Source organism: Ochrobactrum sp. BTU1 (assembly GCA_018798825.1).
Classification (GTDB): Bacteria; Pseudomonadota; Alphaproteobacteria; order Rhizobiales; family Rhizobiaceae; genus Brucella.
This window is the reverse complement of the sequence record CP076357.1, coordinates 279219-305426: the sequence shown is the minus strand read 5'-3', so window position 1 is coordinate 305426 and position 26208 is coordinate 279219. Positions and strand designations below refer to the sequence as shown.

Genomic DNA, 26208 nt, shown 5'->3' with positions numbered 1-26208 from the left:
GAATACCTCTTTATGTCAGGGCCGTAAGCACGGCTTGCGTAATCGCGTCCGTCTTGTCTTTACCAGCAACAGTTCCAATACCCTGAGCCGTTGCAGCTTCAATTGCCGTTATCACATCTTTTGCAGCTTGATGCTCACCAAGGTGATCAAGCATCATCGCACCAGACCAGATCGCAGCGATCGGATTGGCTATTCCAAGATGAGCGATGTCAGGTGCAGAGCCATGAACCGGCTCAAACATCGAAGGTGCTGTGCGATCTGGATTAATGTTGGCTGATGCCGCATATCCAAGCCCACCCTGAATAGCAGCTCCAAGATCGGTTAGAATGTCACCAAAGAGGTTTGATGCCACAATCACATCAAGGCTATCGGGTGCCATAACCATGCGCGCGGCCATAGCGTCGATATGATAATGCGAAACTTCTACGTCAGGATAATCCTGGGCGACTTGTTTGGTCACCTCGTCCCAGAAAACCATAGAATATTTCTGAGCGTTGGACTTGGTTACCGATGCCAGTTTCTTGCGGCGCGAACGCGCCTGCTCAAAACCAAAACGGATAATGCGCTCGACACCCGTACGGGTGAAAATCGCAGTTTCAACGGCCACTTCATCTTTTGTACCTGAGTGAACCCTTCCGCCAGCACCAGAATACTCGCCTTCCGTATTTTCACGGATGCAAAGGATGTCAAACCCTTCGGAGCGCAGTGGGCCCGTGACCCCAGGGAGCAAACGATGTGGGCGAATATTGGCATATTGCACAAACGCCTTGCGGATCGGTAGCAAAAGTCCGTGCAGCGACACCGAATCCGGTACTTCTGCAGGCCAGCCAACAGCACCAAGATAAATTGCATCAAACTGACGCAACGTTTCGATCCCGTCTGCGGGCATCATTGCCCCGGTTTCATGATAGTACTCGCAGGACCACGGGAAGTTCGTCCCTTCCAGCGCAAAGCCATTACTCTTTGCGGCTTGTTGCAAAACCTCCCAGGTTGCGCCGGTCACATTTTTCCCGATGCCATCCCCCGGGATCAGGGCAATTGAATAGGTTGTCATTTTTCGTTCCCCTAAGAGCGCAACTCTTAAAAAACTGAAGTTTTCGGAGTAAATGCGCGTTAAGACAAATATTTATAGGTCAATAAGCACGCTTTTGAATTTGCGATTTGCAAGATACGCATCACGACCAAGATCTTTGCCGATACCCGAACTTTTATATCCGCCGGTCGGTAAAATATGATCACGGGATCGACCATAGCGGTTTACCCAGATAGTGCCGGCCTGCAATGCTTTCGTAACGCGAATGGCTCGAGATAGATCGCGCGTAAATAAGCCTGCCGCCAATCCGTAAGTCGGATGATCAGCGAGCGCTAACGCCTCGCTCTCTTCTTTGAACGTCTGAATAGTCAGCACAGGCCCAAAAATTTCTTCGGTAACCGCCGGAGAACTCTCACTAACACCGCGAAGGAGAGTAGGTTCGTAGAAATATCCTTCACGATCCATCCGTTTCCCACCGACAACGCTTTCTGCTCCAAGGCCAACAGCTTTTTGCACTATCTCGTCAATACGACAAATCTGCCGCTCCGAAATAATCGGTGAGTATTGCGTGTTCTCGTCCCAAGTCGGACCAGGTTTAATATTGGCCATATGACGGGCGATTGCTTCGCTCAATGCATCGGCAATTTCCTCCGCAACAATCAGCCGCGAACCAGCAACGCATGCTTGTCCGGCGTTACTGAGAATGCCACGTGTGATTGCCGCGGCGGTCAACTTCAAGTCAGCATCCGCAAAGACCACCTGTGGGCTTTTTCCGCCGAGCTCTAGTGTCATCGGTTTAATACCGGAGCGAGCAATATTCTCCATAATTGCCGCGCCCGCAGCTGTTGATCCGGTGAAACTGACCTTAGAAATATCAGGATGACCGGTAATCGCATTACCCGTGGTTGGGCCATCACCGAGCACAATGTTAATTAGACCTGCAGGGATCCCCGCTTTTACAGCAAGCTCCGCCATATAGAGCGTAGAAAATGGGGTGATCTCCGACGGCTTCAGGACGACGGCGTTACCCGCAGCCAATGCAGGCCCGAGCTTCCATCCAGACATAGATATTGGAAAATTCCAAGGTGTTATAGCACCGATTACGCCGTAAGGTTCACTCAGCGTCATTCCGAAGGTCGACGCGCTGGTTGGCACGACATCACTGCCTTCCTTGTCTGCAAACTCGGCAAAAAAGCGAATTTGCTCGGCGGTGACGGCTATATCGCCTTCAATAAGCTGCGCGATAGGACGAGTTGACGAAACAGCCTCAAGACGCGCCAACGTCACAGCTTCTTGTTCCATCAGATCGGCCCAGCGATGCATAGCAGTCAAGCGCTCGCGCGGGCGGGCATCGGCCCATCCACTGGATCGAAGGGCTGCTTTGGCCGTCTGTACTGCACGATCAACGAGATCGACGTTTGCGATTGGGCAATCACCATAGTTTTCGCCATCAGAAGGCCTCCGCATTTCAAGACCGCCTACCGCGTCAACACGCTCGCCACCGATATAGTGATAAAATGGAAGTTCAAGGGTTTCCGGATTGAAACTCAAAGTCATGGCGCACCTCGTATTTTTGTTGAGACGACTATAGAGCTGCACCCGCCGCATTTTTGATCGGGGATAGCCCATCTGGCGGTTTTCAATCCCGCCAGACAGACTTCGCCCAGTCAATTATTGCGGGATGCCAATTCTACTCGTAAACACAAACGTAGATTTTGCGGACTGTTTCGATCGTACGCCACACACCCACAAAACCTGGCTTCATCACAAAACTATCGCCAGCGCGATAAGTCTTGGTTTCTCCGTCTTTTTCCTCGATTTCGACAAGCCCGGAGAGTATGTGGCAGAATTCAAGCATTGTGCCCTTAATCGAATGGGTTTCACCCGGCGTCGCTTCCCACACACCAGTCAAGACCTTGTCGCCCTTCGAGGCATCCTGTGCCCAGGTCTTAAAAGACGGATTTCCCGAGATGAGGCGATCCGGTGTTGGAAGCGCTTCTTTGGGTGCAAAATCTGGGTTCGGATCGATTGTGATCAGAAGTGTCATAACATTCCCTTTGAGTTAATAGCCCAGTGTTCGATCGATAAGACCGATCGGTTCTTCTCCAGCGCAGTGGCGCAGGATATTCTCGATGACGGATTTCGCTGCCGTGTGCGGTTGAGTGACCGATGCAATATGTGGTGTGATGAGCACCTTGGGGTGGGACCAGAGTGGATGACCTTGGGGAAGTGGCTCAGGATCAGTTACATCCAGCATGGCTGCAGAAAGCTGCCCACTATCGAGCGCTTCAATCAGCGCTTGGTGATCAAGCTGCGGTCCGCGGCCACAATGCAGCAGACGAGCCCCCTTGGGCAGCGCAGAAAAAAGCCTCGAATTTAACATTCCACGGGTTTGTTCTGTTAGCGGCAAGAGCGTGACGAGGATATCCGTCTGCTCCAAGAAGCTTGTAAATTGCGCCTCGGAGTGGAAACATGTAACGCCTTCGATAGCCTTCTGACTGCGGCTCCATCCTGAAAGCGGAAACTGAAATGGCTTCAGACGTTCGATTGCGGCTTCAGCCAACATGCCGAGACCAAGAAAGCCTACGCTGCGTTCAGACGCCTGAGGTGTCGCAATCGCTGCCCAATGCCCGGTATTTTGCTGCTGGCGGTAGGCTATAGCTTCTCGATGCAGAGTAAGAACGCCAAGTGTGACATATTCCTGCATCATGCGAATGATGCCATCTTCCACCATGCGAACAAGTTTTACGCCTTCCGGCACAGTTCCCGGCTTGAACTGATCGACACCTGCACCAATCGAGAATAAGACTTCGAGATTGCGATAACGCGCAATATCGTCAGGAGCGACCCAGCTAATCAGGTAACGTATTTTGTCAGGATCGATATCATCGCCTGACATATAGAATTCGAGGTCAGGAAGCGATTTCGAAAAAGCTTCGCGGAATACAGAACCTCGCGCGGGATCGGAATTGAAAAGAAAGGCCATTAGGTCCAGTCGTCCATTCAGTTTGATGCGGTAAGTCGGGTACCGAGTTTTTCGATCATCGTTTGACAGGCATGCAACTCTGCAATCTCGATATATTCGTTCGGACGATGTGCCCGTCCTATTTCACCAGGACCGCAGATAATCGCATCTATGCCTGCTTGCTGATAAAGCCCTGCTTCGGTTCCATAGCTCACCGCGCCCTTGCACTCCTGCCCTGTCAACTCCACGAGTAACCCCGCAAGGTCGCTCGTCTCTGGGAGAGAAAGGGCGGGATATGCACTCAACTCATGCCAGTGAACTTCAAAGCCCTGGGCACGCAGTGATAACAATTCCTCCCGAACCGGTTCAAGCAATGCTACGGGCGAGCAACCTGATATAGCCCTCACTTCAACATCCGCGATGCACCGATCCGGAATAATATTGACGGCCTGCCCACCTGAAACAACGCCAAACTGTAACGACGAGTAAGGCGGTTCAAAACTGCTATCGAAGGGTCCAGATTCAAGCGTTCGAGCATAGATCATCGCTCGTGCTATAACATTTGCCATCGCGTGGACAGCATTTAACCCCAGATCAGGGCGCGACGAATGGCCAGACCGACCAATGACTTCAAGGCGCGCTGCAGCTTTTCCTTTGTGCGCGCGCACCGCGCGCATTCCGCTCGGTTCGCCAATTATGGCACCAAGCGGCTTTGCACAAAGACCGGGAAGCGCTTCGAGTAAATGCGGCACTCCACGACAGCCTGCCTCTTCGTCATAGGAGAAAGCGAGATGCACCGGACGTTGCAATTCGCTGGATGCAAGCTTGGGAAGTGCGGCAAGCGCTGCAGCCAGGAAACCTTTCATGTCGGTGGTACCTCGCCCGTAAAGCTTAGTACCGCTCTTATGAAGTTTGAAAGGATCACTAAGCCAATCAGCCTCTCCAGCCGGCACAACATCCATATGCCCAGAGAGAATATAGCCCGGGACATTTTCGCGCGGGCCAACAGTTATGAATAGATTTGCCCTGTCACCTTCTGGGCCAGGCAACACGTCGACCCTTCCCCCATGAGCTTTTGCATAATCGCTGATCCAATCGACGATAGCGCTATTGGGCGTCCCTACAATTGAGGGAAAAGCGATCAAAGCAGTGAGAATATCTTCGACGTTCATTGTAACCACGCAAAACTGATCGTTGGCCTTTCGACAAGAATAAAAAATCCCAAAAGTGTTCCGTGCCGAATAATGCGGAGGTTCAGCCAAAGATTGCGAATTGGTCTGCCCATCAAGCAAATCGTGCTGGCTCGAACGTGAGATGATGCGACAAAATACGTTGCTCGGTGAAGATTGTTTTCGCTGACAGCTCGACGAGAACCGAATATTTTGCTGATGGGCTTGGGTAGGAAACGGATATGCAGAATTCAGTGCGATTGAAATCGTTCGAACTTGTTGCGCAAGACATCACCACTGTTCAAATCGATCTGCTTCATGGACTTTCAATGGGCGTTCGCTGGCCGCATCGCCCAAAAGACTGGGAACTGTTGTTGAAAAGCGGACAAGGTTTGGTTGCGGTTGATGGAATTGGTCGCGTGTTCGGGAGTGCGATGTGGTTCCCGTACGGCGATGATTTTGCCACGATTGGTATGGTAATCACATCGCCACGCAACCAGGCACAGGGAAACGGCCGTTGGCTTATGGATCAAGTCCTCGAGCGCTGTGCGGGCCGCCATCTTAGCCTTAATGCGACCCCTGCCGCCCATAGCCTCTATATTTCTATGGGTTTCGCAGACGAAGCGACCGTTTATCAATGCCAAGGTGAAGTCGCATTGACACTCCCGCAACTGCCCCCTCTTGAAGGAGAAATTGTTAATCTTTCAATGGATGACTTTGATGAGATCAATCAACTGGATAGCAGTGCATTCGGTGTTGATCGCCGTGCTTTACTAAGGCTGATCGCCGGTACTGCTGCGATAAGCGGTTTAATGCGCAATGGCCGACTGGTCGGCTTTTCGTTTTGCCGGGAATTTGGGCGCGGGAAAGTCATCGGCCCAATCGTTGCAAATGGAGATGAGGATGCAATTCATTTGACCGCGAGCCATCTTGAAGAACTAAAAGGGGAGTTTGCGCGTGTCGATACACGCGAGAAAGACGGCCCGTTCCCGCAATTTATCGCACAATGTCGGCTGAAAATCTTCGGAACAGTAACCACTATGTCGAAGGGGAAGCCCTTTCTGAGCAAAAAAGCAGGCGAGCCATGGATTTATGGTCTCTCTGCTCATGGTTGGGGATAAAGCCACATCAGCTACTGCTCGGACGCCAGTGCATCCTCGAGCCCTAAAGCTGGATACATCCCTACAATTGCATCAATATCGTCCATTAACTCAGCAATAAGCCAATCGCGAACCTCAGACACTATCGGACGCAATGGCCGGTCTCGTAAACGTACGAGATGGCACTTACGATGCGTGGACAAAAACCGATTATGCGCTGGGACCAAGGCTTGCGTACGCAGCCAGTGGGCCACGACATTTAGCCACCCGATCGCTACACCTTGTCCCAGCAATGCCGCCTGCACGACAATTGCGTAATCCGAGAACAGCATTTCATCGTGAGTGCCTCGACCTCGCGCAGGCAAGAAAAAGTCGGGCCAGTTTGGTTGCGCCTCACTAAGATTAATCAAGGTTGTGGCCGGTTGATCAAGTACCGAATCTTCATCCCTTTGTTCTCTTTGATAACTCGGACTGCAAATCGGCATTAAAATCTCCGGCATGACAAAGGTCGCTTCATGATTATCATCGCTGCCGTTCACAAAACGCATTCCGAGATCAACATCGTTCACAGGTCCAGCCAGCGGCCCCATGATCAACTCAAATCTCAGATCAATCCCCGGAAACGCCTTCTTGAAAGATGCCATCCTCGGCATGACCCAATGCGTCGTGAAACCGGTCGATAAGGATAACGTAACTGTCTGTACGCCCTGCTTTCGGTCACTGATTTCTCGAAGAGCCTGTTCGATACCGGCGAATCCTCGTTGGATCGATTCATTTAGAATTCTCCCATACTCGGTCAGTGTGACCCCGTTCGTCGTGCGCACAAAGAGTTGCACATCCAAATGCTCTTCCAACCTCGCAATCATTCTGCTGATTGCTGCTGGTGTGACGTTGAGCTCTTGAGCCGCTTTGGAGAAGTTTCCATGCCGCGCGGCAGACTCCAACGTGAAAAGTCCGTTCATAGAGGGCAGAATGCGTCGCAGTGTAGTCATTACATTTTGTAACACCCCATCAAGCTTTTTTCAATTGCACCAATCCCAGATATTTGTTCTGCTCTCAAACCAAGAGAGGAAAATATCCTCCATCTTCGTCAGGGGAACAAAACATTTAGTACCGGTAAACGCTTCAGAGAATGCGCTTCCGTTCCTTGTTTCGCTTTTCCATTGCATGCAACAGAGCGCGACCACTTCAGCGTGGAGACGTCGGGATTTAGTCAGTGAAATCAGATGACTGAAACGAAGAATTCTATCAGTGTGGGAGTTTCAATCCGATCCGCTACGAAAACCTATGGTGCTTTTTGCGCACTGGATTCCGTCAGTTTGGATGTCGCACCAGGCGAGTTCATTTCTATTCTTGGGCCCTCCGGTTCAGGAAAAACAACGTTTTTGGGGATCCTGGGAGGTTTTGTGCAGCCCACATCAGGATCAATCTGGTTGGGCGACCGCGATATTACATTGGAGCCACCTCACAAGCGAGACATTGGCATCGTTTTTCAAAACTATGCATTGTTTCCGCATATGAATGTGTCCGATAATATCACATTTCCTTTGCGGGCGCGCCGTGTTCCGAAAGCCTATTGGCCCGAGAAGTTGCGCGAAGCTTTGGCCATGGTCGAACTGACAGGGCTCGAAAATCGTCAGATCCATGAACTATCCGGCGGACAAAGACAGCGCGTCGCACTCGCCCGTGCAATGATTTTCGAACCTCGCCTCATTTTGATGGACGAACCCCTATCGGCGCTCGACAAGCAGCTCCGGGAAAACATGCAGATCGAACTCAAACAGCTCCATCGTAAACTCAAAGCGACAATCGTCTATGTCACTCATGATCAGCGTGAAGCGCTGACAATGAGCGATCGCGTTGCCATCATGAACAAAGGCAAGATTGTCCAAATTGATACACCGGAAATGTTGCACGATCGACCAGTCGACGCTTTCGTTGCAAGCTTTATTGGCGAAGCCACCCTTATGCCAGTCTCGCGTGAGGGCGATCATTCGGTTCGCTTCGCGGGAACGGTGCTGCGATCAGCATACCCGATACCATCAGGCGATAAGCTGTTTCTTGCCCTCCACTCTGAAAAGCTGGTCGTGAGCGGATCACCGACGCAACCGGAAGGTCTTAATCGCCTACACGGCAAAGTCGTCGAGGCACTTTATCAAGGCGAGAGTATTCGCGTTTTTATCCAGCTTGCTTCAGGCGAGACTATCAGTTTCCGCCTTCCAACAAACCACGCTGGGCGCGCGCAACTTCGTGCGCCTGGCGAAGCTATCGAAATCGCACTCCATCCCGAAGACACGGTAATTGTGCCTGAAGTGAACTAATCACCATGCAAAGCACTATGAGGAAAAGACCATGAAGATCACTGACTTTAAAGTGATGACCTTTGACGTTGTGGGAACGTTAATTGATTTCGAAACCGGCGTGCTGAATGCAACGCGAAAAGTCGGCGGCGAAAAAGCAGCAAAACTAACCGACGACGAAATTTTCGGCCCTTATATTCGCGGCCGCGACAAGTTTTACGGCCGCTCCTCCTCTGCAATGAAGGATGTCTATCTTCATATGGCGTCTGAACTCAATCTCGCTGACGATCAAGCGGCTGCAGAGCTGTTCCAATTTGCAATCCTCCAACACCCCGCGTTCGAAGACTCTGTTGCTGCACTCAAGAGATTGCGCAAAAATTTCCGTCTAGTTGCCATGACCAACGCCGATCGCACCACATTCTCAGCCTATTCGGAGACATTGGAGAATCCTTTCCACGATAGCGTAACCTGTGATGAAACTGGCTATGCCAAACCAAATCCCAATTTCTTTGCATTTAACAAAGGGCGTCAGTCGGCCTTCGGATTCAAACCTTCGGAAATCTTGCATGTCGCGCAGAGCCAGTATCACGACATCGGTATTGCAAAAGAACTTGGCTATACGACTTGCTGGATCGAACGCCGACAGGGACAAAAGGGCTTTGGTGGCACACCTACACCAAAAGATGTGACAAAGCCCGACTTCCATTTTTCGACGCTCAAGCAGCTTGCAGATGCCGTTGACACGGAAGTTTACGACGCTTCAGTTGCGAACGCAGCCTAACAGCGGAGTTTCACCTCATCATGGCGACCCAACCTCCCTTTGACGATATCAGATCACTGTGGCAGTCCACGGCCGCAGAACGCCCACAGTTTTCAGCAGTCGCGGGCGCTGCTCAATATGATGTCGCAATCGTTGGCGGTGGATATACTGGCTTGTCGACGGCTCGCTACCTGGCGCGTCAGGGGCTTTCAACAATCATTTTGGAAGCAAGTCGCATCGGATGGGGTGCAAGCGGGCGCAATGGTGGCGTCGTTTCCGCAAAATTCCGGCTGGCTTATCGCGATATTGCCAGCCGGTTTGGAATTGATGTTGCACGTCGTATGCACGATGTCGCAATTGAAGCCGTCGAACATGTGGCAGAGCTTGCCCGCGATTATGACATAGAAGGCGCCAATTATAGGCCTACCGGCTCCTTACGTTGTGCGCATAACCAACTCTCATTCGACATGCTCAAAGCCGAGTGCGCCTGGCTAAATGATGCGTTAGGCGACAATGCTTGCTCGATACAGTTTGCAGACGAAGTCGCAAAGGAGACCGGATCGAAAGACTTTGTCGGTGCTATGCTCAACACGCATGGAGGCGTCATTCATCCTCTCAACTTCGCCTTTGGACTGGCGCGCGGCGTTGCAAATGAAGGTGTGACTATCTGTGAAAACACACCAGTCTTAGGCTTCAGGAACGAAACAGACGCGGTGATTGTTGAAACAGCAACAGCCACGCTACGCGTAAAAAAGGTGGTTATCGCAACCAATTCTTATTCCGATCTCACATCGGCAACGGCTCACGTTAAAAAATCAATTATTCCTTTTCGCTCCGCAATGATCGCGACAGAGCCCCTCACCAACACGGAAGCGGCGACTTTGCTTACAAACGGTCGCAGCTATACTGAAACACGACGTATGATGCGCTGGTTTAGAAAATCCGAAGAACGTCTCATTTACGGCGGACGCGGAGCATTTGGAAAATCCGATTCAGAATCTGCCTTCGCCGCTTTGCAAAAAGCCATGATCAAACAGTTTCCAGTGTTGGAAGCAGTCAAAGTAACTCATCGATGGTCTGGCTTGGTCGCAATGACTCTCGATAGCCTGCCCCATGTCGGACGGCTCGACAACAAACTCTTCTATGCGCTTGGTTACAATGGCACCGGTGTGGCGATGTCGTCCTATATTGGCAAACATGTCGCGCAATTGGTCGCGGGTCATAAGGTCGATCTGGGATTACTGACGGAGCTGCCACTTAAATCAATTCCATTTTATGGTCTGCGCGCGCCAGCAGTACGCTTAGTCGCAGGCTGGTATCAGTTCCTCGACGCCATTGGGCGATGAGGCAGTAAAACGCTGCGCGCCGGAGCAGTAATCCAACCGAGCCGGCAAATATAAAAAGGGCCTTGCGCCCATTAGAGGAGAACAAAAATGCGCATGACCGTTTCAGCATTCCTCCTGTGTTCAGCTGCCCTTTCTTTTGGGGCAGGCTACGCTTCGGCCGATCAGATCACTTTCGTTTCACAAGGCGGCGCTTATCAAGAAGCGCAGACCAAAGCCATCCTCGACCCCGTCGCAGAAAAGCTTGGCATAACGATCAATCAAGATAGCTCCCCCGATGCATGGCCGGTGATAAAAACGCAAACCGAAACCGGAAAACCAGTTTGGGACGTCATCGACACGCCGGCAAAAGATTGTATCCGCGGCGGAGAGCAGGGTATGATTGAGAAACTGGATTTTTCTCAACTTCCCAACGTCAAGGACATGCCGGTCGAGTACAAATCGCCTTATTCGGTGGCCTACGAGTTTTATTCGAGTGTACTCGCCTACAACAAAGAGAAATTTGGCGACACACCTCCGCAAACCTGGGTCGATTTCTGGGATGTCGAGAAGTTTCCCGGCACACGCGCTTTGCGTAACCATCCATTGGCAACGCTAGAAGCTGCATTGATCGCCGACGGCGTCCCTGTCGATAAACTTTATCCTCTTGACGTTGATCGTGCGTTCAAGAAACTCGAGAAAATTAAGCCCTTTGTCACAGTCTGGTGGACATCAGGCGCACAATCCGCTCAACTCCTTGCAGATGGCGAAGTGGATATGACAATGGCATGGAACGGTCGTGTTTCCGCTGTGGTCAAAGAAGGGTTGCCCATTGGTTACACATTCAATCAGGGCTTTTTGCAATATACATCGCTCTGTATCTTGAAGGGCGCTCCGAATTTGGAGACCAGTGTAAAGTTTATAAATGCGGCACTGGACCCTGAGATTCAAGCAAACTTCCCGGCCTATATTGATTACGGCCCAGCCAATCCTGCAGCTTATACAACCGGCAAAATTAGCCCTGAACGGGCAGCTGAAATGCCAAGTTCACCAGACAATGCAAAAAAGCAAGTTCTGATTTCAGATCAATGGTGGAGCTCGAAAGCCGGCGAAGAAGCTCAGAAGCGGTGGGCCGAATTTATCCAGAAATAATCAGACCATGCTCGCGCGTCCAGGCATCGCGCGAGCACTATTATTTTTCCTCGGCATTCATTGGATGTCGTAAATTTCGGCGGTGAAATCGATGCGCAACGCGACACTCAATCCAAGTGAAATCCATCGACGCAAAGAGACGCGGTTGATGGTCTTTCTTCTGGCACCAGCCCTTGCGGTCGTTACTGTGTTGCTGATCCTACCGCTTCTCTGGCTTGCCTGGCAGTCGGTATGGCAAGACGGAGGATTTACTGTTGTCCACTATCAGCGTTTTCTGACTGATAACGTCTACTGGATGACATTTCTTCAAACCTTCAAGATCGCATTCATTGTCACAATCGTATCAGTCTTGCTCGGTTATCCGATAGCCTATCTTGCAGCGACCGTAAGCCAGAAATGGAGCATCATCATTCTGGCAATGGTTATTCTGCCGTTCTGGACTAGCGTTCTAGTCCGCGCTTATGCGTGGTTGATCCTGTTGCAACGCACCGGATTGGTCAATTCCGCAATGAAGTCGCTCGGCCTGATCGATGCTCCGCTGCTCCTGGTGAATAATGAATTTGGCACGGTCGTTGCCACGATCCATATCCTGCTCCCATTCATGGTGCTACCGCTTTATGCGACGATGCAGAAAATTCCGCACGAACTCTCAATGGCTGGTTCAAGCCTTGGTGGAACACCCTACTATGTATTCACGCGTGTCTTCTTACCCTTGTCGTTACCAGGCATGATCGCCGGCATGGTGCTGGTCTTCGTGCTGACGCTTGGGTTCTATATCACGCCGGAATTACTCGGTGGTGGCCGAACTTACATGGTCTCAATGCTCGTTTCGCGAAATATCGAAGTTTATCACGAGTGGGGCGCCGCGTCCTCAATCAGCGTGGTGCTACTTATTTGCGTGTTTCTGATCTTCCGACTAGCCAGTCTTTTGATCCCCTTTGAACGCATTATGGGAACGAGGTAAGGCCATGTCAGTCCCGCGTATCATCCTCATCTCGGTCGTCTTGATGGTTCTGGTATGGCTCGTCCTACCTATCCTCATCATTGTTCCAATGTCTTTTTCTGGTACGAGATTTTTGGCGTTTCCACCACCAAGCTGGTCATTTCGATGGTATGAAAGCTATTTGACGAGCACCGCGTGGATGCAGGCCACGAAAGTGAGCTTAATCGTCGCCCTCGGCAGCGCCCTTTTATCCACAATCATCGGAACGGCTGCAGCATATGCCCTGAACCTTACGTCCTCAAAGCTGGTGCGGAGCGTCCAGGTGGTCTTATTGCTGCCCCTCGTCGTTCCCATCGTCATCACCGCCGTGGGCGTGTTCTTTGTCTATGCAAAGATCGGAATGCTCGCGACGCTATCGGGCCTCATTCTCGCCAATCTGATGCTTGGGCTGCCCTATGTTGTAACATCGGTGTTGGTAGGCTTGCGGAAATTCGACCCGACACAGGAGATGGTTGCCCGAAGCCTGGGGATGAACCGCTTCCGTGCATTCTTTGCAGTGACCCTCCCACAGATCAAAGCAAGCGTCATAACAGGCATGCTTTTCGCGTTCATCTCTGCCCTTGATGAAACCGTCGTATCGCTCTTCATTTCTGGTGGACAATACCAAACGCTTACCAAACGCATGTTCACAGCACTACGTGACGAGATCGACCCAACGATCGCATCGATCAGTTCGCTGCTCACTGCCGTTTCGTTCATCGTCGTGATGCTTGCAGCCCTGAGCGCCGGACGGCAACGCCGCAAGCAGGCCTCGATATGATCACGGATTATCTTATTCTTGGTGGAGGTTCGGCAGGCTGCGTTCTCGCTGCCCGCTTGTCTGAAAATCCGAAAAACCGTGTCGTGTTAATCGAACCAGGACGCGACATCACCCATGCCGATATGCCGGAAGCCATTCGTAGCCGCTATCCAGGGCGGGCCTATCTCGACACCCGCAACATCTGGAGTGGCTTGCAGGCTCGTATGGGTACGTTCTTCCCGCAAGGTGACCGCCGTGGCTTACGCCGCTACGAACAAGCGAAAATTCTCGGCGGCGGATCTGCGATCAATGCGCTGATGGCCAATCGTGGTGCACCTGAAGATTACAATGAGTGGCACGAACTGGGTGCGAAGGGTTGGAGCTGGGACGAGTGTGTTCCCTATTTCCGTAAGATAGAATCTGATCGCGACTTTTTTGATGAGAACCACGGTCAAGAAGGCCCAATTTCCATCCGACGCATTGACGATATGCATATTTCGCCATTCGTGAAACGTGTGATGCAAACGCTCGACAAAAAGGGTTGGCCAATCGGGGCCGATCAAAACGGCGAATGGCGGGATGGAACCTTTCGAGGAGCGGTTGCCGTCAGCGATCAGGGCGAACGATTGCCAACATCGATCGCATATCTCGACAGCAACGTCCGAAGACGCCTGAATTTGAAAATTATGACCGGCTTCACAGCGTCCCGGATATTGTTTGACAATAGAACCGCGACAGGCGCTGTTATCAAATCAAATGATCAGGAAAGCCCCGACTTCGTCATTACGGCAAGTCAAGTGATCATTGCCTCAGGAGCAATTCATTCGCCTGCATTGCTGATGCGCTCAGGTGTGGGGCCCAGCACTGATCTGATGGGGTTGGGCATCCCGATCGTTCATGCACTTGAAGGTGTTGGGCAAAACCTGATGGAGCATCCATCTATTGCGGTTGCAGCTTACTTACACAGAGCTGGGCGAAATAAATATCCTGAAGAACATCACGAACAAGCAATCTGGCGATACTCTTCCGAATTGCCTGCCACACCCAAGGGTGACATGCATGCAGCGATACTTTCGCGTTCGGGCTGGCATTGTGTCGGCCACCGCATTGGAAGCTTGTTCTTCTGGGTGAATAAATCCTACTCACGAGGTAGCATCAAACTTTCGTCCAAAGACGAGACCATTGAACCTGACGTCGATTTCCGGATGTTAAGCGATGAACGAGACCTTCTAAGATTGAAAGATGCAGTCAGAAAAGGGGCTGCTATCCTTGCCGACGAATACATGCGCGATTTTGCATGTAACGTCTTTCCATCGAGCTATACGCCGCGCGTCGCGCGTGTTGCCGTGCCAAGCCTGTGGAATGCGGTGCAACGAGGAGCCCTTGCTGCACTCTTAGACATCGCTGGCCCCGCACGTGGAGCTGTCATACAGTCATTGGTCACACCAGGAATAAAAATTCTATCGTTGCTTCATGACGATAAGGCGCTCACAGACTTCGTACGCCGGCACGTAGGAGGGACATGGCATGCATCTGGGACGTGTCGGATGGGGGCCGTCACCGACGCCCACGCTGTCACAGATTCAACCGGCAAAGTTCATGGCGTCGAAGGACTTCGCGTTTGTGACGCCTCTCTCATGCCTTCTATACCTTGTGCGAACACGAATCTCCCGACAATCATGATTGCTGAGAGAATTTCTACTTTCATAAAGAATGAACGCACATGATCTGGGTTAAGCCATCTGCGCCTCGCAAATGTTTGGCCCACCAGATTGTCGGCAATATGAGATGTGAAAAATCAGCCTTAAACGCGCTGCCCGACCCAGGGCAGCGAATGTCGTTTTTGCTGCTAAGAGACGTTAATGACGGCTAATATATCGCGTGGAAACTATATCAGGGTCCGTTCTGTCTCCGACCCATAAATCAGTAATTCGCAATGCGATATAATCGACAGAGCGATTTGCAGTTCATCCCAACCTGCCTTTTTTGCCTCGATAACCAGGCGAGAGAAGGAAGGTTCGAGTGCGAACTCACATTCGGCACTATAACCATTCTCCTCGACAGCTTTCGTGGGAACATTGATCATCAATGCGCTCATTGCTCTTTGACTCCCAAAAAATGGAGAGACTGTGGATGCGATTATACGCGTAATTTATGTCCGCAGTCCCCCTATTGCGCTCTGAACTTAATTGAAGTGATACGAAGCCTTCAGGAAAACACTGTGAAAACTGACATTGTCCTTAAACACTTCGTTGTTCGACTTTTTGCCAAGGTCCGTGAATAGATATTCCGCACCAATGCTCACATTCTCAAAGGCCTTGTAGTCTACGCCAGCACCGATACTATAACCAAACCGAACATTGCGTTTGTTTTCCACGGATGATCCGTCTATTGAGAATTCATTCTCGACGCCACCATATGCCAGACCGCCTGTTCCGAAAACCAGAAGCCGATCAACAGCGTAACCAAATTTTGCCCGGACAGTCCCGATATAGTCGAGTGACTGGCGCATTTCCATGCTATGGGCCTGATATCTCGCATCGACAAAGCGATCCCACTTTAGAAAGTTGATATCAGCGACCGCTCCCAGCACAAGATTGTTTTCGAATTGATGGTTATAGCCGATATGTACACCCCCGATGAAGGTGTCGCGGCGACCACCCGAACTATAGGTGATCACGTCTGCTTGCGTGCTCTCACCTGCAGCTGCCATGCTTCGCGCATTAAAACTGTCGGAACTAAGCGAGGGCGGCTGATCGGCGGAGAGCGTCTCAACTGTGTCCTGCGTCACGCTAACACCAGCACTGGTGTTTGGCGTCGAGCCTGTTGCCCAGGCTTCGCAGGGATCGGCAAAAGCAACTGCTTTAGTGTTTTTTGTTGAAGCCGTGGCCCAGGCAAAATCACCGAGGCTACAGGTCGGGTTAACCGGTATTTCTGGTTCTATCGGGGTTGATGGATCAACCGGCGTGGGCGTCGAACGTACGGGCACATGAGGCGCAGACTGCCCGCGTGCCCAGCCAATTTGTCCGCCGATGTAAAGGCCCGTCCAAATTGGCAGCGCCTGATAGACAGGTGGAGCAGAAATTGGGTCAGGAACAACAGGATCAGCTGCAAACACTGGAACAGCGGAACTCAACAGCATTCCAATTGTCAGGGCTTTCTTCATGGTCTGTACTTTCTGAGAAGGAGACTGCGACCCTCACCTCGCCTGGCAGGACGGCCAGTCTGAAACATTGGTCGCAGTCTTTTTAGCGGTGCGAGGGGCTAACTCAGTTTCCACCGCCGTTAAGAGCACTATTGAGGGCTGCGCCATCAAAGCCGAGCGATATCGTTCCGGTATTTACAGCACCTGCTGCGACAGTAGAGATACCTGCAAGGTCGGTGCCATTGCTCAGGATATTGACCGAACCATTAATGTCCGCATTATTAAAGGCTTCATTGACGGCATAGACGCCGAGCGCGGGACCAGAGGTCGAGCTTGCGACCGTGTTGTTGATACCGAGACTGAGATTGCCCAGAGACGCGAATGTACCATCCGCAGCAAGCGCTTCTGCGGCAGTGCTTGAGGTTGAGGCCGATGCCTGAGATACTTCACCGTCGAGATACTTCAGATCCGTCAGCGATACTTCCATGGAAGTTGTGGTCGAAGTGTTTGCAGCAGACACCGCGGTCGCAATATGACCCGTATTGACTGCACCGGCTGCTACCGTCTTGATGACTTCTGTCGACTTGACAATGGCGCCACCAATTTTAACTGTTTCTTCAAGAGAAACATTTGCCTTCAAATGGGCATCCACATCGACACCAAGTTCAATGCCGCTTGCGAGCGGATTGGTAATATCAACCGAAACGGCTTCAAGATCCACCCCAGCTGACAGTCCGGTGTCGATCGAGCCGCTGATCTCACGGGTCGCCTCGAAGTTCGGAACTCCGATAATATTGACCGAGCCGTCGATTTCGCCGGTGTTAACCGCACGATTAATCCAGTTGCCGTTCTCGAACTGGCGCATCTGATCAATGACTGGCTGTCCGATTGTGTCAGAGAGTGTTTGAGCGTTGGATGCGGTGCCAACGCCCAAAAGTAGCATTGCAGTCGATGTCGATACTAGAAATTTCTTCATCTGTCGTCTCCCGATGGCAGCCCCCACACCTGCCGGTTTCGTTCAATGTCATGTGCTGGGGTGCACACGGTTTTCCCGCCTCGCAGGAACAAGTGCTCAAGAACCAGAGGCTTCCGCGCCGCTGTCTCCGGGAACCCACCCACCTTTGGCAGCATCCCATTTCATCAGGCTCTTCTGCTGCAGATTGTTCGGAACGTCCTTCTCAGCCGTCGGCGTATTGGCGGTTGAGGTTACTGTTGGAACAGTTGGGGCAGCCGGCAAATCCTTTCCCGATTGCGGCTCCTGCGCCTTTCTCTCCGCCAGTGCTGCAACAGCTTTGCCGGTGGAGGTACCTTCTATATCGCCATGCATTTTCTCAATGTGTGACCGACAGTCGGCATAGTTCTGCGCTGCCATGACCTGTGTGAGGAGTTCAAATGTGCCAAGATAAAGCATCTGACGCAGCGCAAAATGCAGCGCCTCGCGTTCACGACCACCTATCTGTGCGTTCACCAATGTATCGCCAAAGAAGCGTCCGGCAGTTGCGCCGTACTCACTGGCGTAAATCTGCTTATGGATCGGGACGTTCGCAACAATACGCCCGCTTGCCGCATCGGTGAGAGCCAGATCGATACCAACCAACATTCTGTTCTGGCGATACTTCGCACCAACGCCTGCTACTTCAGCCTCGACACCTCCTCCTGGAATAAAATCGAGGCTATTGATACTGCCCGTGACATAATAGCTTGTCGGAATAATTCGCCGGTTGTCGCGGATCTTCCATTCCATTTCCGTCGTGGTCACGCGCGGGTCGCGACGATTTACAATCGTCGTTCCTGCCTTGAAAAGCGCTGATTGAACCATGTCACCAGCACCCTGCGTCACAAACTTGCCCACGCCACCATCTGTGAAGCTTTCCTTCCCAGTTTGATCCAGAATCGCGCCAACGGAAAAAATCACATTCTTGGAGATGCGTCCGTTCAAGCACGTCAAAGCTCTGTCAAACGGAGTAACAATGTCAGATATCGGTGGCCCGTCCAGCAACTTCGCATTCATTTTTGGTGGGGTGATGGCGGTCGCTGTACATGCTGAAAGTGACAGAGCAAAACCAATCGCCGTCATCGTGCGCGTGAATATCATAATATCACCCGCTCCTATCGACAGCCCGAAGTCGATGACATCGTGCCGGACTCACCGATATTAACACTTCCATCCTGGCAGCCATTGGACGTGGAATTGCTATCGATGTTTATGCTATTGTTGTTTCCTGTGAGATCGATATTGGTCGTCGTGTTGTTGACCGACCCGATCGCATTGGTATTCTGGCCAATATTGTTATTGGTCGTCGTATGATTTGTAATTGTCTGGTTGAGCGTCGTTTTCCCGAGCGACTCATAATAGCCCTGCTCTCTCTTTTCGATCATATCGGCCTGCAAAAGCCGCAGGTTTCGATCTGTCGAAGACGAAAAACTATAATTACCCGTCCAGTCTGTAGCCGGCGACATTGTATTTTGAGCAAACGATTCCGTTGCAGAAAACAAGGTGGCAGTTGCTCCAATCGCAACCGCAAATTTTAACGCAGTAATAAACCGCACAGGAATAGCCCCTCCTGAATAGATGAAGTATCTATTTTGTGACTATTGCCTATCATCGCGGTATTGTTGATGAAATCCCACGATCAGGGGGTATGTTACGAATTAGAAATCTTCGAAGTGTTTTTCCCACTATAATTAACGGAGATATAACCATAAGACATTGCAGCATGAACTGCTTGTGTTCGCGTCGTCACTTCCAATTTTCGAAATATAGATTTCGCGTGGTCGCCGACCGTATATTCTGACAGGCCAAGATTCTCTGCGACCTTGGCATTCGTGTGCCCGAGCGCAAATTGGGACAAGACCTCAACTTCACGTTTCGTAAGCTTGAGAGAAGGGGCGACCACGAGCTTCTTGGGTGCGTTTCTTGCTCTTTCAACGAGGTTGAGATTTCGCATAATTTTTGCTTCAAGCACTTCGAAATCAATCGGCTTCGTCAGATAATCATCCGCACCGCGTTTCAATCCGTCAAGAATATGCGTGCGGTCACCAAGAGCTGAGAGAAAAAGAAATGGCGTTGATGAAAGGTGTGCAAGCTGCTCACGCACCCGCTTCAGCAGCTCGAGCCCGCCAAATCCCGGCATCAGTATATCGCAAAGGATAAGATCGGGATGAAGTGTTCTTAGTGAGTTGAGCGCCTCTTCACCGCTCGACGCCGATAACACGTTGAATCCGTATTTCTTGAGGGCGAAGATAAGTTCGGCACGAATGTCAGCTTCATCTTCGACGCAAAAAATCGTGTATTGATTATCCATTGCCTAGTCCGCCCATTGGAAGCTTTAATTCAAAAGTGGTCTCTCTTTTCGATGTTCTGCAATGAATCGTGCCGCCGTGGAGGCGTGCAAGCGTGTGGGAAAGACTTAAACCCAAGCCACTTCCTTCTAAATGGGAAACATTGCTGGCGCGAAAGAAACGGTCGTAGATTTTTGGGAGATCCCACTCCGGAATTCCAATACCAAAATCTGTCACTGAACAGACAATCTGTTCTCCGCTGATCCGTACCCAAACATCCACGGGAGTTGATGCGGAAGAATACTTCTCCGCATTAGACAGCAGATTGACCACTATCTGCTCAAGAAGCGTCGCATCGCCTTCAATATACATGGGGCCTGAACCAAGTGTCACATTTAACAATCGGCTCGGGTAAATATCACTATGGTAAGAACAGGCATTCTGAACAATTTCGACGAAGTTCACGCGTGTTACCAATAGCTCCAGTCCGCCTTCCGTCATACGGTCATTGTTGATCGTACTTTCGATGATCAGCCCCAGTCTTTTTACGGCTGTTCGTATGCGTTGGGAGCGCTCGACTAGAACAGCGCGCGTGACGTCTTCAGGCCACTTCACAAACCGTTGCGCTATCATGTCAATAACCGCTATTGGCGTACGAAACTGATGCGAAACTGTTGTCAGAAAATTCTTGTAGATTGCAATTGTCTGGCGCTCGTTATCGAGTGCCACCCGAAGCGCCGTCGTTCGCACTGAAACCGTATCTTCAAGTTGCTCCTTATGGACAAGCAACTCGGACTGCGTCTTATTAAGGGTTCTTATGTTCGCTACGAGAAGCCAGGATAACGCGCCTCCGGAGGCAAGAAGCCCGAGAATAGAGGTCATGACCAATGAAATTGTCTCGAGCTGCCTATCGATTTTCTTTCCTGATTGCCTGGGTAGTTCAATCACTGTTTTATTACTGAGACGATCGAGCTCATCGAATATCGGCGAAATAAGTCCATACAAAACGTTCGCATCAAGCGGCACGCGCTCAAACGCCTGCTGGGCCGTTACGAGAATTCGGTCGATCTGTTCGAGATGCTTCTGACCATCAATCCCCACGTAAAATGAGTATTGTGGGTTGTCATTTAGGAGATGAACACGGCTAAAGAGGATGTCAAATTGCAGAGATAGTAGAGCTTCATCTGGTTTTCCCGGCGCCGTGAGAAGAACCTCTGTTAACTTGCGAGCAGCTCTGTCGGCCTGCGCAACATTCCACAGCATGTTCTCACCTGTGGTCGATGAAAGCGTGCGGTGAACGGCATAGAGCTGCAGGAAAGCGTAGACCAACATCACCGCGAAAATCGCGATGGCAAAAGTGGCAACGATATAGCCCCTGTTGCGGATCATCGTGTTTTCATTCTCAGCTCTTTGAGCTGCCATGCCCAGCGGTTATCGAACCGAGGATCTCTCAGTTCTTCAAACTGATCCCTGGGATACACCAGCCAGTACGGCCCCTTGTCACGAACTGTAAGGAGCTGCCCATCCATCGATGTCGCCACAAGCACATTGTACTTTGCTACATCCTCAAACGGTATATCTATGACGTAATCATTAAGTGCCGATGCGATCACATGCGAGTATTCCTTTGCTTTGGGCTCGATACCCGAAGCCTTCAGGAGATCGGCGAGGCGCACGCCCGCAAATTCATGCGAACCTGGAGTCCATGCGGTGTGCGTGGTGAGCGTATGTTGCGGGAGCTTCGCAAGGTCATGTGATGAATACGTAACTATCTTCCCGTCTGAACGGACGACGCGCAATTCACCGATCTTGCTTGCTAATACTGTCGACTGAAACGCTAATAGGATTACGCAAGCAGCAAATGCGATAGAAATTATTCCAGTATTAACCCGCTGATTTAACATCAATACCTGCCCCGTTCTTTAATTGGAGGCGGTAATTATTCACACAAAAGCAAAATCACCGAACCCATCCGGTAATTTCACAATATTTCCAAGCCGCCCCGACGCAGTTTACTCAAAATATCATTTCAAGCAACCCGTTCCCGCAGCGGAATTTAAGCAATCGCTAACAGCATGCATATCCCTAATTTCAGGGATATTCCTACGAAAACTAGAATAAACCGCTCTGGGTGATCGGATTGGAAGCTCAGCGCAACACGGCGCGGATCGCAGTGGTCACGATTGTGGTGGCGCTTGAAGTTCTACTTTTTCACCCATGCGGTTCCAAGCGTCTAACCCAGCTATTTTATAGGCTTCGGCCAATGTAGGAAAATTGAAGGTATTTTCAACAAAATATTCGACCGTGCCTTTGAGATTGAGAACAGCCTGACCGATGTGGACGAGTTCAGTTGCGCCTTCGCCAACAATGTGGACACCAAGCAAACGACGCGTTTTTAACGAGAATATGAGTTTGAGCAGACCTGCTTCCAATCCCATAATATGACCGCGCGAAGTCTCGCGAAAACGCGCAACGCCGCATTCATAAGGAATGCCCCGCTCCTTCACCTCTTCTTCTGTCAGACCACATGTTGAAATCTCAGGCACAGCATAAATGCCGTATGGAAAGTATTTTTGTGGCTCCTTTGCAATTGCTCCTACTGCGACACGGGCTGCAATACGCCCCTGTTCCATGGAAGTTGAAGCTAGGCTTGGAAAGCCGATCACATCACCAGCTGCGAATATTCCGGGCACATCTGTCTCGAATGTTTCTGGATTCACCTTCAATCTGCCTCGGTCGTCAGCGTGAAGACCAGCGGCGGCAAGGTTTAGTGAGCCCGTCGCCCCCGTACGACCGGCCGCAAACAGAACCATGTCGGCATTGATCGTGCGGCCCGTGTCAACGACAACTGAGGCCTTACCGGATGCAAGTCGCTCAACCTTGTTCACCCTTTGGCCGAGCAGAAGCTTCATGTTACGGTCGCGTAGCTGATAGGTAAAATCGTCGACGATTTCTCGATCAATAAAATCTAGAATTGTACTTTTAGGATCGATTAGCGTAACCGCGGTATCCAGGGCGGAAAAAAATGTGGCGTATTCAATACCAATCACCCCAGCGCCTATAACGACGATAGAACGCGGAAGCTCTTTCACATCGAGTAATTCATCGCTGTCTAAAACCACCTCGCCATCGAATGGAATGTGATCTGGTCTGAACGGCTTCGTGCCAACGGCTAGAATAATCGATTTTGCTGAGACGACTGTCGTTTCACCATCTTCCTTAACCACCTCCATCGTATCGGATGCGATAAAGTGCGCGCGGCCGTATATGAGTGCGACACGGTTTCTGGCAAACTGGTGTTCCAGCACTTCAACTTCATGGTTTAACGTGATCAACAAACGACGGCGTAGGTCGTCGGCAAGGATTTCCTGCTTTACTCGATATGCCTGGCCATAAAATCCTCGTTCCCGCCATCCGGATAAATTCAACGCAGTCTCGCGAAGAGTCTTTGACGGGATCGTGCCAGTATGCACTGAAACGCCGCCAACGCGCCTACCTTGCTCGATCACAAGCACACTTTTGTCGAGTTTAGCCGCCTGTATCGCGGCCCGCCGCCCTGCCGGCCCGCTACCAACCACAATCAGATCATACAGGTTCATTCAAAACTCCACTCAATGAATTCAGGCGCCGTCCGTCCACGGTGCAAACCGCTGCGCTAAAACTTTTAATGGGATAGTTTGAAGTTTCAATAACAGAATCTTAGAAACAATTGCCTCCACCTTCAAAGTCACCTAGCAAAAACAAGCACGTCAGTCTGTCATTACGCTTGATGCCAAGTGCGCATTAGTCATCGTAGCGAAGGCGAACCTCTTTGGCATTTGGTCTTCAATGAAGCCCTTTGGGATATTTGAGTACGGCTATCGCATGGTCTCAACCGTGGACGCAACCGGGAACATCCTTGTATTATTTGCGGTACAATCCCGCTCGCCGTGAGAATATCGGGCGCCACCGCCATCACCTAACTTCGCAGAAATTGTAAATGCCGATCCAACTGTAATTTGAATGGAAGCTTCCCGCTTCTCTCCTCTCCGTAATGAAAATATGCTTGCGGCAAAGTCATCTGAAATATCGAAGCTGCATCTGAGGTGCAAACGACATGTAGAAGGGTGCCTTATGCAAGGGTTCAAGCTTCAAGGACAATTCATGATCTGGCTTACCGAGCGCCCATTCTGACAAGTTTCCGCCGAGCATAGACCGTGGGTACGCCACGTCCGGAAAGCCCCGTACAGGCAACAATGCCGGGTGCGAGGTTGTAAAGACGCGGATTTGTTCGCTGCTGCATATCAAGCTCGCCGAACCAGAAATACTCCCAGCGGATATCCTGTTTAATCTGAGGATGTAGAAACCTTTGGCGATCAGTCATGACTTGGCGCGCATAGTCCTGGTCGAAACCACGTTCTCCCATCGGAAACATAGACGCTACAATACGTCCTTCGCGATTATATTTATAGACGTAGATATCTCCACGACCATGATGCATCGTCGTATTCTCAGGCAAGACGGATTTCCGTATCCCTGGATCAATAGGTTGTGTCGCAGCGACAAAGACCTTCATAATACGGAAGCTCCGGTCGAGATTTTTCCAACCTCCAACGGTGTAAGCGCCGGTTGCAAAAATGACTTTGTCTGCAAGCACAGCACCGCCTGCTGTACGAATCTCCCAACAACCATTCTTTTGCACCACATCCAGGACAGGTGAACCGGTAAAAATGCGCCCGCCTTCTTGCAACACGGCTCGAGCCAATCCTCGCGCGTAAGATAGGGGATTCATGTGCTGCCCCTCCTTGTGATACCAGCCGCCATAAAAACGTGGGCCACCCGAAAGAGCTTCTACTTCGTCTTTATCTATGACACAGCAGTGGGCGCCAACCGCCGAATAGATCTCGTTCTTATATTGTATCGAACTCATTGCGCCTGGCCTTAATGCCCCATCACATAGCCGTTCTGGACCCACTCGCAGTCGATTTTGTATTGAGAAATCATTTCAATGACGTGGTCATTAGCGCGCGTCTGTCGTCGGATTATGCGCTCGACCCACGGCTCACCAAGCATCTAGTAGCTAAATGTCGGCGTACAATGGCCCGCATTGCGACTTGAGCCGCCAAATCCGGTCTCCTGCGCTTCAAGAAGCACAACATTGACACCCTTGCGAGCAAGCTCAAGCGCCGTGGTCCGCCCGGTCCCCTCCCTCCCACAACGCAAACATCCGCCTGCGTAGAAGCTTGAAACTCAGTAAATTAAGCCTTCCCTCCGGTGGATATAATGCACAATGATATGTTCAATCAAAAAATCATCGTTATCGTGGACTATACGAACTTCACAATCCGTCGTTTTTGCAATGAATTCCAACTTATCAGAGCCTGTTATTGTCACCGTGCCTTCTTTATGAACGATCAATTCTGGTTTCCCCTCTATAATCTGAACGGCAAAAGACATTGATTGGCTTTGCATCAAAAGCTCGGAGAGCCTAAAACCAATATATTGTAGTCTGGCGAGTTTCACTTGGGTATCTGGCATCAATCACGCTCGCAAGTATCTTGCTATCTTCGGGTAAATTTATTGCAGTTGAGGAACTGTTTCGTCGAAGACAATTCGCCACCCCTCATCATGTTGCACATAGGCGCAGTTTTCTGAATCTCGCAGCCAATTAGCCTTTCGGGATTTTGTCATTTCAAATTTTCGCTTGTCGTCCACTTACTTTAAAATCCCGGCACCAAAACTGATCTGAACGTTACGGCTGATTTGCTAAACCTTGATGGTTTCCCACGAACTTCACTACATCTGCAACAAAGCAGCTTCCTGAGGGGCCCCCTCAAGGTAAACCTTGAGGGGGCTACGCGTTGTCCGCGTCTCAAGACAGGGGGTGATGGACAACGCGCATCCACGCCAGCACATTGTCCGAGCATAGCTCTGCGCTGCTGTGAATTTCTGATAAACAAGCAAAAGTAGGGCCGATTAGGCTTGAGAACAATGCCACGTTAAGTGGCACGCCGCTTCAGCCGCTTCTATTGTGCCTTCCTGCTACTCCAAAAAATCAGATATTCTGAAATCTCCCCAAAACTATTGAAAGCAGATAACGATAGTTTAGCCTAACTCAATCACTCAGGAGAGGTTATATTCTAAAAATAACCCCCTATCACCGTCACACCTATTAACTTTTATTGACATTCGAATTGTTACCGCCTGTTAGAGTGATGTCACCCCTAACAATTGGGCTGCGATGAAGAACCAAGTCGTT

At 50.7% G+C, this 26208-nt stretch carries 23 protein-coding genes and 1 pseudogene; 8 read left to right on the top strand and 16 right to left on the bottom strand.

What is annotated here, in order from left to right; all coding sequences use genetic code 11:
- Window positions 1-10 precede the first annotated feature (10 nt).
- The 5 genes from KMS41_25035 to argE form a co-directional block, all read right to left on the bottom strand.
- Entirely contained in the window at window positions 11-1054 is a 1044-nt protein-coding gene (locus KMS41_25035; protein ID QWK81744.1) for a tartrate dehydrogenase, read from the bottom strand.
- Between the two features lie 72 nt (window positions 1055-1126).
- The gene (locus tag KMS41_25030) at window positions 1127-2590 is read right to left on the bottom strand and encodes an aldehyde dehydrogenase family protein (protein ID QWK81743.1); all 1464 of its coding nucleotides are present in this window, start codon (window positions 2588-2590) and stop codon (window positions 1127-1129) included.
- Between the two features lie 133 nt (window positions 2591-2723).
- Window positions 2724-3080 carry a cupin domain-containing protein gene (locus KMS41_25025; GenBank protein QWK81742.1) on the bottom strand — a complete coding sequence of 119 codons (357 nt, stop codon included), beginning with the start codon at window positions 3078-3080 and terminating at the stop codon, window positions 2724-2726.
- A 15-nt stretch (window positions 3081-3095) separates the two neighbouring features.
- A complete protein-coding gene (locus KMS41_25020) occupies window positions 3096-4019 on the bottom strand; it encodes a glyoxylate/hydroxypyruvate reductase A (GenBank protein QWK81741.1) in 924 nt (307 codons plus the stop codon).
- A gap of 17 nt (window positions 4020-4036) precedes the next feature.
- Window positions 4037-5170 (bottom strand): acetylornithine deacetylase, encoded by a 1134-nt coding sequence (gene argE, locus KMS41_25015; GenBank protein QWK81740.1) that lies wholly within the window; start codon window positions 5168-5170, stop codon window positions 4037-4039.
- A gap of 239 nt (window positions 5171-5409) precedes the next feature.
- Between argE and KMS41_25010 the strand changes: the two genes are divergently transcribed.
- Window positions 5410-6288, top strand: coding sequence for a GNAT family N-acetyltransferase (locus KMS41_25010; protein ID QWK81739.1), 879 nt, complete (start codon window positions 5410-5412; stop codon window positions 6286-6288).
- 11 nt (window positions 6289-6299) lie between these two features.
- Here KMS41_25010 and KMS41_25005 read toward each other — a convergent pair whose 3' ends face one another.
- The gene (locus KMS41_25005) at window positions 6300-7259 is read right to left on the bottom strand and encodes a LysR family transcriptional regulator (protein ID QWK81738.1); all 960 of its coding nucleotides are present in this window, start codon (window positions 7257-7259) and stop codon (window positions 6300-6302) included.
- 234 nt (window positions 7260-7493) lie between these two features.
- Here KMS41_25005 and KMS41_25000 point away from each other — a divergent pair, with 234 nt between their 5' ends.
- From KMS41_25000 to KMS41_24970, 7 genes are all read left to right on the top strand, one after another.
- Window positions 7494-8588 (top strand): ABC transporter ATP-binding protein, encoded by a 1095-nt coding sequence (locus KMS41_25000; GenBank protein QWK81737.1) that lies wholly within the window; start codon window positions 7494-7496, stop codon window positions 8586-8588.
- Window positions 8589-8619: 31 nt separating this feature from the next.
- On the top strand, window positions 8620-9348 hold the full coding sequence (locus tag KMS41_24995) for an HAD-IA family hydrolase (protein QWK81736.1): 729 nt from the start codon (window positions 8620-8622) through the stop codon (window positions 9346-9348).
- A 20-nt stretch (window positions 9349-9368) separates the two neighbouring features.
- The gene (locus tag KMS41_24990; protein ID QWK81735.1) at window positions 9369-10673 is read left to right on the top strand and encodes an FAD-binding oxidoreductase; all 1305 of its coding nucleotides are present in this window, start codon (window positions 9369-9371) and stop codon (window positions 10671-10673) included.
- 87 nt (window positions 10674-10760) lie between these two features.
- Window positions 10761-11801 (top strand): ABC transporter substrate-binding protein, encoded by a 1041-nt coding sequence (locus KMS41_24985; protein ID QWK81734.1) that lies wholly within the window; start codon window positions 10761-10763, stop codon window positions 11799-11801.
- Between the two features lie 91 nt (window positions 11802-11892).
- Window positions 11893-12765 (top strand): ABC transporter permease, encoded by an 873-nt coding sequence (locus KMS41_24980; GenBank protein ID QWK81733.1) that lies wholly within the window; start codon window positions 11893-11895, stop codon window positions 12763-12765.
- A 4-nt stretch (window positions 12766-12769) separates the two neighbouring features.
- A complete protein-coding gene (locus tag KMS41_24975) occupies window positions 12770-13564 on the top strand; it encodes an ABC transporter permease (protein QWK81732.1) in 795 nt (264 codons plus the stop codon).
- Window positions 13561-15270 carry a GMC family oxidoreductase N-terminal domain-containing protein gene (locus KMS41_24970; protein QWK81731.1) on the top strand — a complete coding sequence of 570 codons (1710 nt, stop codon included), beginning with the start codon at window positions 13561-13563 and terminating at the stop codon, window positions 15268-15270. Before KMS41_24975 ends, KMS41_24970 begins: the two co-directional genes overlap by 4 nt.
- A gap of 458 nt (window positions 15271-15728) precedes the next feature.
- Here the strand turns inward: KMS41_24970 and KMS41_24965 are convergent, their stop codons facing one another.
- The 10 genes and pseudogenes from KMS41_24965 to KMS41_24920 all read right to left on the bottom strand — a co-directional run bounded on the left by KMS41_24965 (window position 15729) and on the right by KMS41_24920 (window position 25487).
- On the bottom strand, window positions 15729-16709 hold the full coding sequence (locus KMS41_24965; GenBank protein ID QWK81730.1) for a porin family protein: 981 nt from the start codon (window positions 16707-16709) through the stop codon (window positions 15729-15731).
- A gap of 103 nt (window positions 16710-16812) precedes the next feature.
- Complete coding sequence (locus tag KMS41_24960) at window positions 16813-17664, bottom strand: hypothetical protein (GenBank protein QWK81729.1); 852 nt, start codon at window positions 17662-17664, stop codon at window positions 16813-16815.
- A 96-nt stretch (window positions 17665-17760) separates the two neighbouring features.
- Entirely contained in the window at window positions 17761-18783 is a 1023-nt protein-coding gene (locus KMS41_24955) for a hypothetical protein (protein QWK81728.1), read from the bottom strand.
- Between the two features lie 14 nt (window positions 18784-18797).
- Window positions 18798-19067 carry a hypothetical protein gene (locus KMS41_24950; GenBank protein ID QWK81727.1) on the bottom strand — a complete coding sequence of 90 codons (270 nt, stop codon included), beginning with the start codon at window positions 19065-19067 and terminating at the stop codon, window positions 18798-18800.
- A gap of 266 nt (window positions 19068-19333) precedes the next feature.
- Entirely contained in the window at window positions 19334-19993 is a 660-nt protein-coding gene (locus KMS41_24945) for a response regulator transcription factor (protein QWK81726.1), read from the bottom strand.
- Window positions 19986-21392 (bottom strand): HAMP domain-containing histidine kinase, encoded by a 1407-nt coding sequence (locus KMS41_24940; protein ID QWK81725.1) that lies wholly within the window; start codon window positions 21390-21392, stop codon window positions 19986-19988. Before KMS41_24940 ends, KMS41_24945 begins: the two co-directional genes overlap by 8 nt.
- Window positions 21356-21874, bottom strand: coding sequence for a molybdopterin-dependent oxidoreductase (locus tag KMS41_24935; GenBank protein ID QWK81724.1), 519 nt, complete (start codon window positions 21872-21874; stop codon window positions 21356-21358). Before KMS41_24935 ends, KMS41_24940 begins: the two co-directional genes overlap by 37 nt.
- A gap of 273 nt (window positions 21875-22147) precedes the next feature.
- Entirely contained in the window at window positions 22148-23569 is a 1422-nt protein-coding gene (sthA, locus tag KMS41_24930; protein ID QWK81723.1) for a Si-specific NAD(P)(+) transhydrogenase, read from the bottom strand.
- A gap of 457 nt (window positions 23570-24026) precedes the next feature.
- A pseudogene (locus KMS41_24925) lies at window positions 24027-25165 on the bottom strand (FAD-binding oxidoreductase).
- A 34-nt stretch (window positions 25166-25199) separates the two neighbouring features.
- Window positions 25200-25487 (bottom strand): hypothetical protein, encoded by a 288-nt coding sequence (locus KMS41_24920; GenBank protein ID QWK81722.1) that lies wholly within the window; start codon window positions 25485-25487, stop codon window positions 25200-25202.
- Window positions 25488-26208: the final 721 nt, after the last annotated feature.